Below are 12,589 nucleotides of genomic sequence, written 5' to 3' on the forward strand. Positions count from 1 at the left end.
GGCCGTCACGCCACCTCGTACACCCTCCCGAGCGCCGGCAGGTGCATGAGCACCCGCACGACGGGCCGCCCGGTGGCCGCCTCGACCGCGCGCCGGTAGGTATCCATCTGCCCGAGGTAGTGGGCGCGGATGTGACCCGCCGGGTCGTGGCCGGGGTACGTCTTGTGGTCCACGAGGACGAACCCGGCCGGGCCTTCGAGCAGCAGGTCGATCCAGCCCTCCATCGTCTGCCCGTCCGGCCGCCAGCCGATGGCCGCCTCACGGTGCCGCGCCCAGCCGGGGAACTCGGCGTCGAGCCACGCCTCGAAGCGCTCGCCGGCCGAGGTGAGCAGCGACGCGTCGATGGTCCGCGCGACGCCCCAGCGCTCCACGAGGCGCTCGGCGAGCCGGGCGCGGCCGGCCGGGTCGAGGGTGCGGAATTCGGTGCCGAGGTACGCGTGCACCGCGCTGCCCACGGCGCCCCAGTCCTCGGAGCCGTGCGCGGCCAGGGGCGAGCCGAGCACCGCGGCCTCGCGGATCTCGGCCTTGAGTCCCTCGACGGGCACCTCGCTCGCCTTCAGCCGGGCCGGGAGGCGCACGGCGCCGGCACCCGCCGCGGGCGGGTCGAGGAACCTCGGCGACCACTCGCCGTCGTCCGCCTCGGGCTCCGCTGGCTGCAGGCAGGCGAGCCGGGCCGGGACCGCCGTCTCGCGGCAGACGGTCACCGGCCCGTCTGCGGGGTGCTCGCCGGCCTTCCACGTGACGAGGCCCTCGATCCCGAGGTCGTTGAGCAGGCCGGGGGAGCCGTTCTTCGCCGTGAGCACCGTGGTGTGAGCGGCGCGGGTCATGCCCACGTACATGAGCCGGGCCTGGTTGCGCTGCTCGCGGGCGAGGAACCGTGCGGCGGCCTCGGACTGCTGGGCCCGCTGGTCCAGCGCCGACCCGCCATAGGGGAACGGGCTGGGCCACAGCCGGATCCAGCGCCCCGCGAGCGGGTCGGCGAGGTCCAGCTCGCGCGTCTGCTCCACGCCCGTGCCGAACGGCCGCGCCTTGGCCTCCCTGTCGAGGCTCTCCATCACCACCACGGGCCATTCGAGCCCCTTGGCCCGGTGGTACGTGAGCACATTGACCACGTCCGGGCCCGAGTTCTCCGCCGACTCGTGCTCGTCCGAGGCGAAGAAGTCCAGGAATCCGCGCAGGGTCGCCGGTTCCCGCAGCGCCCGGCACCGCTCGTAGTACAGCTCCACGGCGCCGCGGAAGGCGTCCAGGTTCCGCAGCCGCCGCTCGGGGGCGGACCAGCCCGCGATGAGCCCCGGCAGGCCCAGCACGCCGGTCACGGCCTCGAGGACCTCGGTCGGGGTGGCGGCCACGGCCTGCTCGCGCAGGGTGTCGAGGGCCGCGACGAGGGGCGCGTCCCGCCAGGCATCATGCACGAGGCGGGGCCCGGCGATCATCTGGCCCTCGTCGTTGCGGACCTGCTCGCGGGGCACGACGGAGCCGAGCAGCTCCCGCTGCCACGTCAGGTGCGAGGGGTGTTCCGGGTGGAGGGCCACGAGCTCTGCGAGGGCCACGGTGTCGTACCGGTCGGCGACGTACGCCATGCCGGCGCGGGTCAGCTGCACCTCGCGGGCGCCGCCGAGGGCGCGGGGGTCCAGGCTCGCCCTCAGGCCCAGCGCGTCGAGCGCGGCCGCGACCGCGCGGACCTCGCCGTTGGTGCGGGCCAGGACGGCCACGTCGCAGGGCTTGAGCTCCGGCCGCCGCCCGAGCAGGTCCTTCACCCCGGCGGCGGTGGCGCGGAGCCGGTCCTCGGCTCGGCTCGCCGGCCTTGTCCACGCCTCGACCCCGCCCGGGTCGGCACCGAAGGCGGCGGCCCTGGCCGGCGGCAGCTCGAGGTGCACGGACTCCCGTGCCATGCCGTGGTCGGCGAAGACGCGCTCGAACACGGCGTTGGAGAGGTCCACCACGGCCTGCCGCGACCGCCACGTGTGCGAGAGCTGCTCGCGCCGCTCGGGCGGGACCTGCGCCATGACGGCCTCCATGAGCTCCGGGTCCGTGCCGCGGAACTCGTAGATCGCCTGCTTCGGATCGCCCACCCACACGGCCCGGCGCACGAGGGCGCCGAGTTCGAGGAACAGTGCCAGCTGCAGCGGGCTCGTGTCCTGGAACTCGTCCACCACGAGCACGTCGATCCGGCCGCGGAACGACTCCCGGAAGGCGCGGTTGTGCCGGGCGAGGTCGAGGACCTTGGCCTCCTGGTCCACGAAGTCCATGAGGGCGTTGTCCCGCTTGAACTGCTCGTACGCCTCGAGGGAGTCCGCCGCGCAGTGGAACAGGCCGCGGACGTAGCCCTCGAGGTCGGCGTGGAGGGCCGGGTTGGAGAGCAGCTCGGCGGCGATGCGGTCGCGCAGGGGGCCGAAGATCTTCTTCAGCGGCGCCGGTGCGCCCGAGCCGAGGAAGCCGCGCCACACCTCCCACGGGGTCGCCTCGACGCTCTGGGCCCGGGCGATCCGGTCCAGGACCTTGGGGTGGTTCTCCTGGAAGGACTTCGTGGTGAGGTTCGCGGCGCTGCCGTCCTCGTGCACGCCGCGGGCCACCGTGCGGTCCAGCTCGGCCCGCAGCGTGTGCAGCTCGTGGAACCAGTCGGCGCGGTGGTCCTCTCCCGGGGGATCGAGGAAGCCCCGGAATCCGGCCCACGAGGGGTCGGCGCAGCCGCGCACCGCGTTGGCGTCGAGCTGGTTGGCGCGGGCCAGGTTCACGATCCGCTGGAGCGTCTCCTCCCACGACTCCACCCCGTACCCCTGGGCGAGGTCGGGGTGGGTGCCCAGGCGCACGGCGATCGGGTTCAGCTCCTCGGCGTGCCGGGCGCGGATCTCGTCCGTGGCGAGCCGGAACATGGCCTCGAGCTGGTCCTCGCCGATCACCTCGAGCGCGGGCGAGAGGCCGGCGTCGATCGCGTACTCCGCGAGCAGCTGCCCGCACACGCTGTTGACCGTGCCGATGAGGCTCGCCCCGAGCTGCTGGGACGCCGCGGCGAGGACCGGCGACGGTGCCGCGCCCTCGGCGTCGAGGAGCCGGGCCGCGATCCGCTCCCGCAGCTCCCCGGCGGCCTTCTTGGTGAAGGTCGTGGCCATGATCCGCTCCGCCGGGGTGCCGGTGGCGATCTCCTGGACGATCTTCTCCGTGAGGGTGTACGTCTTCCCCGTCCCGGCGCTGGCCGAGACCATGGTCACGTTCCGCAGCAGGCGCGCGCTCACGAGTAGTCCCCCTTCAGCCCGCACAGGGCCCCGAACCGGCAGAACCGGCAGCCCGGCTCGACGTACAGGCGGCCCACCGCGGTCTCGACGTCCTTGACGGTGGTGGGCTCCCCGTCCTCGGCGGCCGCAGCCTCGGCCTGCGCGGCGGCGAACGCGTCCTCCACGGGCTTGGTCGCCGTGACCCTGCCCGCGAGGACCTGCTCGACCGTGAACTCGGCCGAGCGCACCGCCCGCCCCCACAGCTGCCCCGGGTCCTCGTCCCGCGGGATGGCCGCCCCGAAGTGCGCGTGCGCGGAGGCGAACGCGTGCTGCTTGAGGAGGAAGTACGCGGTCGGATCGTCCGGCGGTGCCTCGCCCTCGTGCAGCGCCCACTGGTACAGGGCCAGCTGCAGCGCGGTGCCCTCCTTGATCTTCTGGCGTAGGTGCTTGGCGGAGCTGTACCACTTGAGGTCCACCACCACGGTGCGGCCCTGCTCGTCGATCCCCACGGCGTCGGCGCTGCCACGCACCGGGACGGTGAGGACGCCCTCCGGGGTGACGAGCTGCAGGTCCTTCTCGATCGGCTTCTCGACCTCCTGCAGCACCACGCCCCCTTTCTCGAGCCCGCGGAAGAACTCCCGCGCCGCCACCGTGACAGCCTCCACCACGGTGAGCCGGCGCGCCTTCTGCCCCGGCAGGAGCAGCTCGGAGGCGAGCTCGGGGAGGAGGGCCTCGATGACCTCGGCGATCTCCGCGGCCTCGGGCACGGCCCGGTGCGCCGCCCGCAGCCGACCGTGCAGGACCTCGATGACCCGGTGGGCGAACGAGCCGATCATGCGGCTGCCCTCGGGGATGTCCGCCGCGTCCGGCACCCGCAGGCCGCCCTTGCGCTCGAGCGCCCACCGCATCGAGCAGCCCAGCAGCACGTCGAGCTGCGAGTAGGACATGGTCTCCGGGGCCAGCGCGGGGTTCGCCCCGACCTCCTGGACCGGGTCGGGCGGCGCCGGCCGGTGCGCGGCGGCCCGGGCGAGCCGCGCGGTCCGGCCCGCGAGGCGCCACACGCCATCCTCATCGGTGAGGTCCCGCGGCGTACGCGTGGCGCGCCCGATCCGCCCGCTGAGGCCGGCCCCCGGCTCGGCCGGCGGCCCATAGCGTTCCACGAGGGATTCGAGCAGTGGGTTCGGGCCCACCCGTTCGCCGTTGCGCTGCGCGGCCTGCACGAGCACGAGCCGCCGGCACCGGCCGGCCGCCGCGAGCGTCTCGCGCACCGCCAGCGCCGTGAGGTCCTGCGGGGTGGGCAGCTGGACGCCCACCCGGGCGAGCGAGGCGGCGTCCTGCGGGTCCCAGCGCCGCACGGTCGGCGCTGAGGCGGACTGGAACCCCCACCAGAGGGCGTCCTCGACGTCCTCGCCGAGCTCCGCGAGGTGGTTCAGGCGCAGCCAGGGTGCGGCCTCGGCCGGGGCGAGCGGCTCGGCGCCGGGCGTGACGACGGAGGCGATGATCCGGCGGAGCTCCTTGCGGTCCACGCGCCGCAGCGGGGCCACGAGTGCCAGGACGCGGCGCAGCTGCGCAGCCGTGGCCTGCAGACGCGGCACGACGGCGGCCCTCGCCGTGAGCGCCGCCGCGAACCAGGCCGTGGCCTCGACGAGCTGCGCCCCGCTCGGCAGGCGGTGCTCCATGTCGGGGAGCAGGCCCGTGCTGAACAGCCGGTCCAGGGTGGCCGCGAGCTCGGGGCCGAGGGTCTCGTCTTCGCCGATCGCGCGGATCGCGAGGTCCCACACGGGCCCGCGGGTTCCGGGCTCGCGGCTGAGCGCGCGCAGCAGGTGCCGGGCCGCGCGGCGCTTGACCGGGGAGTCCTCGAGCGTGAGGAACTCCGCGAGCAGGTGCACGTTGACCGGCTCCCACACGAGCTCGAAGAAGAGGGGGATGAGCTGGTCCTGGGCCCGCCAGGGCGACCGGGCGCCCACCCCGAGCCGGGGCTGGCCGCGCTGGGCCAGATACTGGTCCAGGACGGCGGTGGGGTCCGAGCACACGACGGCGGTCCGCCCGTTCGCCCCGGCCGCGAGCCAGCGCGCGGCATGCTCGGCCGCCTCCCACTCGGTCTCCGCGGCCAAGACCGTGAGCTCGGGAGCGCCCGCGGGCTCCGGAGCCTCGCTGATCCTGATTCCCCGGTGGCGCAGGGCCCCGACGACCCGGCGCCACACGGCCGGGAAGGTGTCCTCGGGATGCTGGAGGACCAGCTCGTCGATGCCGAGCGGCAGGGGAGAGGACCCGAGTTCGGCGAGCAGCTCCACCACGTCGTCCGCGAGCGAGGGCGCGAGCCCCAGGTCCGCAGCCTGCGGACCGCCGGCTTCCCTGCCGAGGCGCTCCGCGGCGGCGAGGGTCTGCAGCAGGGGCGAGGCCCCGCCGTCGGCCGTGCTGGTAGGAAGCGTTCCGTCCCACCCGTTGGCGACCGCGTCGTCGCGGGCGGCGAGGAGCTCGTGGGCGGTGGACCAGGGATCGGCTGCCAGGGAGCGGTGGAACCACGCATCCGGCGCATCCAGATGCTCGAGCCGGCGCAGGTACTGGCTCACGCGCTCGGCGTTGGGCACGTCGGGGCGGGTGAGCCCGAGGCGCGTCTGCAGGAGGCCGATGAGGTTCTTCCGGCCCACCCGCACGCGGTTCAGCCCCGGGTCCGCGTACGCCCACGGCGCGCGATCGAGGAACCACCCGAACTCGACGATCATCCACTCACCCTAGCCAACCCCTCCGACAGAACAGGCGTCCCCGGGCCGTGACGAGGTGACCGGGCCCGATGCACCTACTCCCCGAGAACGCCGGCACCTACGCTGGCCTGCACGCCGGGCACTCGGCGCGAATCGAACGGAGGAGCAGCGGTGAGGCGGACACCGATCGAGCGCATCAGCAGCAACGACCTCACCGTGCTCGCGACCGACCGGGGCCCCGCCCCCATGCACATTGCCGCGGTCCTCGAATTCGGCCCGGGGGCCGCGCCCACCTTCAGCGAGGTCGCCGCCGCCCTTCAGGAGCGGATTTCCACGGTCCCCCGCCTGCGCCGCCGGCTCCTGGCGCCTCCGCCTGGCTGCGGACGGCCGGTGTGGGTCGACGACCCGGGATTCGCCCTGTCCCGCCACCTCGCCGAGGCCGGCCCGCTCGCGGCCGACGAGCGGCTGCTGGACGCCGCGGCCCGGATCGCGTGCCAGCGGCTCCCGCGCGACCGCCCGCCGTGGGCGGCGCACTGGCTGCACGGCGGACCGGACCGGCCGGCGGCCCTCGTATTCGTGGCCCACCACGTCCTGGCGGACGGGCTCGGCGGCCTCGCGGTCCTCGCCGCCCTCGCGGATCCCCCGCCAGGCGTCGCGCCGCCCCCGGCCGATGCCAACCCGCCCCCACCGGCTTTCCCGCAGCGTCCACCCCGGCGGCACGAACTCTTCACCGACGCCTGGACCGAGCGTCTCGGCGCCCTGGCAGCCACCCCGCGCGCGCTCGCGGCGGCCGCCGCCGGACTGCGCGAGCTCGGACTGCTGGGCCGGCGCCGCGGGAAAGACGGCCATCGGGCACGCCTCCGCGCGCCGCGCACGGCGTTCAACCGACCCACGGGGAGCCGGCGCCGTATCACCGCCCTCTCCGTCCCGCTCGAGGGCGTCACCGAGGCCGCCCACGCCCGCCGCTGCACCGTCAACGATGTGCTCCTCGTGGCCGTCGCGGGCGCACTCGGCTCCGCCTTGCAGGTCCACGGCGAATCGCCCGAGCGATTCGTCGTTTCGGTCCCGATCTCGTCCCGCGGGAGAACGGAGGCAGGCACACTCGGCAATGCCAACGGCGTGGTTCCCGTGGAGGTCCCTGCCGACCCCGACCCCGCCGTGCGGCTCGCCCGGGTCGCCGAGCAGTCCGACGCGCGCCGCAACGCGCCCCGCGGGACCTCCGCCGGCCCGCTGGGCGTCGCCTTCCGGGTGCTGGCCCGCGCCGGCGTATTCCAGCACTTCATCGACCATCAGCGCCTCGTGAACACGTTCCTCTCGAACATGCGCGGGCCCGCCGAGCCGCTCTTCCTCGCTGGTCACCGGATCACGCAGATCGTGCCGGCGAGCCTGACCCCCGGGAACGTCGGCGTGTGCTTCACGGTCCTCTCGTATGCCGGCCAGCTCGTCGTCGCCGTGCTGGGCGATCCGGAGGTGGTCCCCGAGCAGGATCGGCTCACGGTGCTCCTGGACCGTGAACTGGCCCGCTTCACCGGGTAGCGTGGGCCCATGGAACGTCTCACCTCAGCTGACGGCACCACCCTCGCCTACGACCGCCTCGGAACCGGGGCCCCGCTCATCCTCGTCTCGGGGGCCTCCGTGGACCGCCTCGGGGACGCCCACATCGCGGACGCCCTCGCCGAGGGCTTCACGGTCTACAACTACGACCGCCGCGGCCGCGGCGACAGCACGGACACGCTCCCGTTCGCGCCCGAGCGGGAGATCGAGGACATCGGCGCCCTCCTGGACCGCGCCGCGCACGACGCCGGGTCCCCGGCCGCCGTGGTCGGCCTCTCCTCGGGCGCCGCGCTCGCCGCGCGGGCCGCGGCCGCGCTGCCGGTGCGCGCGCTCGTGATGTGGGAGCCGCCGTTCATGACCGACGACGCCGGCCGCGCCCGCGCCCGCGAGTACACGGCCACCCTCGATGCGAGGCTCGAGGCCGGCGACCTTGACGGCGCCCTCACCACCTTCCTGCGCTACGTGGGGCTGCCCGACGCCGCGATCGACAGCACCCGCCAGTCGCCCACGTGGGCCACCGCAGTCCGCCTCGCCCCCACCCTCGCGTACGACAACGCCGCGATGGGGCGCGACGGCGTGGTCCCGCAGGAGGTGTTCGGCCGCATCACGGCCCCGGCCCTCGTGCTCTCCGGCGGCGCGAGCCCGGCCTTCATGCCGGCCGCCGCGCAGGAGGCCGCCGCCGCGATCCCCGGGGCGCGCACGGGCGTGCTCGAGGGGCAGACGCACAACGTCGACGCCGCCGTCCTCGCCGCGGCCGTGAAGGAGTTCCTCGCGGCGCAGCAGCCGCCGGCGTGACGACGGCGCCGCCTGCGCTGGACTTCGGCGAGGCCCTCGACCGCGTCGCCGCGCTCGCGCAGGGCTTCGCCGAGAGCGCCGGCGAGGCAGCGGCGCAGGATCCGGGCCTCGCCCAGCCCATCGCGGCGTGCCCGGACTGGACCGTGCGCGAGCTGGTGGACCACCTCGCGGGCATCCACCGCTGGGCGGCCGCCGCCCTCGGTGCCGAGCATGCCCCGCGGCCCGAGGAGCGCCCCGCCACGCAGGCGCCCGTCGACTGGTACCGCGCGAGCGCAGCCCACCTGGTCGCCGCGCTCCGTGCCGTAGGCCCCGACGCGCCCGCATGGACGCTCTGGGGCGACCGCGTCGCGGCGTTCTGGGCCCGCCGGCAGGTCCACGAGCTCGCGGTCCACACCTTCGACCTCCTCGACGCCCTCGGCCGCGCCGACCGCTGGCACCTCCCCGAGGACCTCGCCCTCGACGGCATCCGCGAGGTCCTCGACGGCTTCTACCCGCGCCAGGTGAGGCTCGGACGCTCGAGGGGACTGCCCGGCGTCGTCCGCTTCGCCGTGACGCACGACGACGGGCGGCCGGCGGCGTCGCTCGTCACGCCGGCGGTCTCCGGCGGCGACGGCGGCCACGCGCTGCTGGGCACCGTCGAGGGCCCGGCGGTGGCGGTCTACCTCGGGCTGTGGGGGCGGCGGCCGCTGCCGGGCGCCCCGGAGGCCCTCGCGGCAGCCGTCCGCGAGGCGCGCCTCACGCCGTAGCCCGCCCCGGGCACGGCTGGGACTGAATGCCGGTTGACGTGAGACTGAGTTTCACGGTTGAATCATCTGTGGCCTACGCCACAGTAGCTTCCTGCCGAGGAGTCCCCATGAACCTTGCCGCGTACCTCGAGACCACCGCCGCCGCCCACGGGCCGCGCACGGCCATCACGTGCGGCGAGGAGGCCTGGACGTACACGGACCTCGCCGCTGCTGCCGCGCGCGCCGCCGGGCTGCTCGCCCGGGCGGGCGTGGAGCCGGGGGACCGGGTGGCGGTCATGCTGCCCAACGTTCCCGAGTTCGCGGCACTCTACTACGGGGCCCTGCGGGCGGGGGCCGTCGTGGTGCCGATGAACCCCCTGCTCAAGCAGCGGGAGATCTCCTACTACCTCGAGGACTCCGGCGCCAAGGTCCTCTTCGCGGCGGAGAACGTCGCGGAGGAGGCCGCCGAGGGCGCCCAGGGCGGCGGGGCCCGGGTCCTCCCCATCGGCCGCGGGGCTTTCACCGGGGCGCTCGCAGGCGAGGAGCCGCTCGGGGCGGTCGTGGACCGCGCGGACGGGGACACCGCCGTCATCCTCTACACCTCGGGCACCACGGGCCGGCCCAAGGGCGCGGAGCTGACCCACAGCAACCTCATCCGCAACGCGGACCTGACCGTACGCACGCTCCTGACGCTGACGTCCGAGGACGTGGTGTTCGGCGGACTGCCCCTGTTCCACACCTTCGGCCAGACCTGCGCCCTGAACACCACCGTCATGGCCGGGGCGACCATCGCGCTGCTGCCGAGGTTCTCCGCGCAGGGCGCGCTCGAGATCATCGACGCCCAGCGCGTCACCGTGTTCGCCGGCGTCCCCACCATGTACAGCGCGCTCCTCGGCGTCCCCGACCACCGCAGCTACGACACGTCCTCGCTGCGCGTGTGCATCTCGGGCGGCGCCGCGCTGCCCGTGGAGGTCCTGCACCGCTTCGAGGACGAGTTCGGCTGCATCATCCTCGAGGGCTACGGCCTGTCCGAGACCTCACCCGTCGCCGCGTTCAACCACCCGGACCGCGTCCGCAAGCCCGGCTCCATCGGCACTGCCGTGGAAGGGGTCGAGCTGCGGGTCGTGCGACTCGACGGCGAGGACGTGCCGCAGGGAGAGGTGGGCGAGATCGCGGTGCGCGGGCACAACATCATGAAGGGCTACTGGAAGCGCCCGGACGCCACGGCGGAGGCCATCCGCGACGGCTGGTTCCTCACCGGGGACATGGGCCGGGTCGACGCGGACGGCTGCTACTCGATCGTGGACCGGAAGAAGGACCTCATCATCCGCGGCGGCTACAACGTCTACCCGCGCGAGGTCGAGGAGGTCCTCTACGAGCACCCGGCCGTGGCCGAGGCCGCCGTGGTGGGCGCCCCGCACGCCGAGCTCGGCGAGGAGGTGGTCGCCGTGGTTGCCCTCAGCGCCCCCGGCGCCGCGACCGCGGAGGAGCTGCGCGAGTTCGTGAAGTCCCAGGTCGCCGCCTACAAGTACCCGCGCGAGGTGCGGATCGTGGAGGCGCTGCCCAAGGGCCCCACCGGCAAGATCCTCAAGCGCGACCTCAGGGCCGAGCTGGCCGGCTGAGCGCCGAGCCTGGCGGGGGGGCCTCAGGCGCCGGGCCAGGTGCCGCGGCGCTCGGCCTCGCGGGCCTCGAGTGCCGCAGTGAGCCGCTCGACCCGCTCGGTGAGGGCCTGGACCTTCGCCTCGAGCGTCTGGTCGATGGCCTCGACCTCCGCCTCGACCCCCTGGACCTCGGCCTCGACGGCCTCGACGCCCGCCTCGACCTCGGCGGCGGTCTGCGACGTCATCGTCTCGACGAGCCACGCCGCGATGGAGGCGGTGACCACACCGAGGACCGCGATGCCGGAGACCATGAGCGCCGCCGCGACGAGCCGGCCGATGACCGTCACGGGGTAGTGGTCGCCGTAGCCCACCGTGGTGATGGTCTCGAGGGCCCACCAGATCGCCGCCCCGAAGCTGCGGATGTTCGACCCCGGCACGTTCTGCTCGACGTCCTCGACGGTGAGGGCCCCGCAGTACATGAGCATCCCGGCGGCGGCGATCACGTAGACCACGAGGCGGCCGCGCAGGGCGTTGCCGGCCTTGTTGTGCACCACCCGCAGGAAGGTCACGAGCCGCAGCGGCCGCAGCGCCGGCAGGGCGAGGATCGCGAGCTCGTGCAGGTTGCGCACGAACCACCGGCCGCGCCGGGGCGCGAGCCACAGCTGCCCGGCGTAGTCCACCACGAACACGGCCCACGCCGCCCACAGCAGCCACTCCGCCCACTGGCCCTCCTGCGGCGGCAGGTTCCCGATGACCTGCACCGAGTAGGCGGCAAGGAACACGAGGGCGGCAACGAGCGTGGGCCACTCGGTGAGATTGCGCCAACGGTCCTGCGTCATGCCCGAAGGGTACCGCCGTCCGGCGCCTGTGCGGCCTCCCTCGTCATTCCGTGACCGCCGGGAGCCCTAGCGGGGCGCATCCGGCGGCGTGGACGGACGCGCGGTGGAGGCGCGGGGAATGAGCGTGGGGGCGAGTGTGCGGTGCGCCGCCGTGGGCGCCCGTCCCTGGATGGAGTTCAGGAGCGCGTCGACCGACGCCGAGGCGATGTCCGCGAAGGGCACGCGAACGGTGGTGAGGGGGACCGGGAGGCGGGCCACGAGGGGGATGTCGTTGTAGCCGACGATGGAGAGGTCCCTCGGGATGCTCAGCCCCGCGCGCTGGATGACGGAGGTGAAGCCGAAGGCCGTGTTGTCGTTGACGGCGAACACCGCCGTGGGCCGGCGCCGGCCGGCGAGGAAGGCCTCGGCTGCGGCTTCGCCGCTCTCCATGCTGAACGTCGACGGGTAGACGAGCTCCGGAGCGTCCTCGATGCCGGCTTCGCGGAGTGCCTGGCGATGGCCCTCACGGCGGGACAGCGCCGTCGGCGCATGGTCGGGACCGGCCACGAGGCCGATCTCCCGGTGGCCGAGGTCGATGAGGTGTCGGGTGGCGAGGTACCCCCCGAGGACGTCGTCGCCGACCACGCTCAGGCTCTCTCCGTAGGAGCGCAGGGCGAGCACATGCGGGATGCCGCGCGCGAGGAGCTCGGTGCACAGTCCCCCCTCGGTCGTCGCCGTGGTGAGGATGAGGCCGTCGACGCGGGAGGCCAGCATGGCCAGCCCGTTCTCCCGCTCGAGCGCCGGGTCGTCGTAGGTGGTGGCCACGAGGGCGTGGTAGCCGCGCGCGGCGCTGGCTGCCGCGATCTCCTCGAAGAGCATCGCCATGACCGTGTCCGTCAGCCGGGAGACGAGGACGCCGACGGTGTTGGTCTGCTGGCGCCTCAGGTTCGCCGCGGTGGGGTTGGGCTCGTAGCCGAGGGACTCGGCGACAGCGCGGATCCGGGCCGCGGACGGGCTGCGGTAGAAGCGGTGCTCGCGGTTCATGGCCCGCGAGACGGTTGACCGCGCAACGCCCGCCGCCTCCGCGACATCGGCGATCGTGGGCCGCGGCCCGCTCGATTCCCTGACCTCCATGGCGCCTCTCCTGAACCCCTTGACGTGCTCTCGTGATCAAGCTTA

Annotated in this window: 8 protein-coding genes; 4 read left to right on the forward strand and 4 right to left on the reverse strand. The window is 74.5% G+C overall.

What is annotated here, in order from left to right; genetic code table 11:
- Positions 1-5 precede the first annotated feature (5 nt).
- Entirely contained in the window at positions 6-3,233 is a 3,228-nt protein-coding gene (locus J2W21_RS03225; protein WP_307113075.1) for a UvrD-helicase domain-containing protein, read from the reverse strand.
- The gene (locus J2W21_RS03230) at positions 3,230-5,938 is read right to left on the reverse strand and encodes a PD-(D/E)XK nuclease family protein (protein ID WP_307113076.1); all 2,709 of its coding nucleotides are present in this window, start codon (positions 5,936-5,938) and stop codon (positions 3,230-3,232) included. The genes J2W21_RS03225 and J2W21_RS03230 overlap by 4 nt, the downstream gene beginning before the upstream one ends.
- Before the next feature lie 150 nt (positions 5,939-6,088).
- Here J2W21_RS03230 and J2W21_RS03235 point away from each other — a divergent pair, with 150 nt between their 5' ends.
- From J2W21_RS03235 to J2W21_RS03250, 4 genes are all read left to right on the forward strand, one after another.
- Positions 6,089-7,453: a wax ester/triacylglycerol synthase domain-containing protein gene (locus J2W21_RS03235; protein ID WP_307113077.1), complete on the forward strand. Its 1,365-nt coding sequence runs from the start codon at positions 6,089-6,091 to the stop codon at positions 7,451-7,453.
- Positions 7,454-7,462: 9 nt separating this feature from the next.
- Positions 7,463-8,266: an alpha/beta fold hydrolase gene (locus J2W21_RS03240; RefSeq protein WP_307113078.1), complete on the forward strand. Its 804-nt coding sequence runs from the start codon at positions 7,463-7,465 to the stop codon at positions 8,264-8,266.
- On the forward strand, positions 8,263-9,012 hold the full coding sequence (locus J2W21_RS03245) for a maleylpyruvate isomerase family mycothiol-dependent enzyme (protein WP_307113079.1): 750 nt from the start codon (positions 8,263-8,265) through the stop codon (positions 9,010-9,012). The genes J2W21_RS03240 and J2W21_RS03245 overlap by 4 nt, the downstream gene beginning before the upstream one ends.
- A 107-nt stretch (positions 9,013-9,119) precedes the next feature.
- On the forward strand, positions 9,120-10,613 hold the full coding sequence (locus J2W21_RS03250) for a long-chain-fatty-acid--CoA ligase (RefSeq protein ID WP_307113080.1): 1,494 nt from the start codon (positions 9,120-9,122) through the stop codon (positions 10,611-10,613).
- Between the two features lie 23 nt (positions 10,614-10,636).
- Here J2W21_RS03250 and J2W21_RS03255 read toward each other — a convergent pair whose 3' ends face one another.
- Both J2W21_RS03255 and J2W21_RS03260 read right to left on the reverse strand, forming a co-directional pair.
- Positions 10,637-11,431 carry an ion channel gene (locus J2W21_RS03255; protein ID WP_307113081.1) on the reverse strand — a complete coding sequence of 265 codons (795 nt, stop codon included), beginning with the start codon at positions 11,429-11,431 and terminating at the stop codon, positions 10,637-10,639.
- Positions 11,432-11,497: 66 nt separating this feature from the next.
- Entirely contained in the window at positions 11,498-12,544 is a 1,047-nt protein-coding gene (locus J2W21_RS03260) for a LacI family DNA-binding transcriptional regulator (protein ID WP_307113082.1), read from the reverse strand.
- Between the last annotated feature and the right edge of the window lie 45 nt (positions 12,545-12,589).

It is taken from the genome of Sinomonas atrocyanea, from assembly GCF_030811715.1.
Taxonomy (GTDB): domain Bacteria; phylum Actinomycetota; class Actinomycetes; order Actinomycetales; family Micrococcaceae; genus Sinomonas; species Sinomonas atrocyanea_A.

Coding starts and splice junctions, on each gene's coding strand:
- J2W21_RS03255 (WP_307113081.1), bottom strand. CDS start 11,431: ATGACGCAGGACCGTTGGCGCAATCTCACCGAGTGGCCCACGCTCGTT.
- J2W21_RS03260 (WP_307113082.1), bottom strand. CDS start 12,544: ATGGAGGTCAGGGAATCGAGCGGGCCGCGGCCCACGATCGCCGATGTC.
- J2W21_RS03240 (WP_307113078.1), top strand. CDS start 7,463: ATGGAACGTCTCACCTCAGCTGACGGCACCACCCTCGCCTACGACCGC.
- J2W21_RS03230 (WP_307113076.1), bottom strand. CDS start 5,938: ATGATCGTCGAGTTCGGGTGGTTCCTCGATCGCGCGCCGTGGGCGTAC.
- J2W21_RS03250 (WP_307113080.1), top strand. CDS start 9,120: ATGAACCTTGCCGCGTACCTCGAGACCACCGCCGCCGCCCACGGGCCG.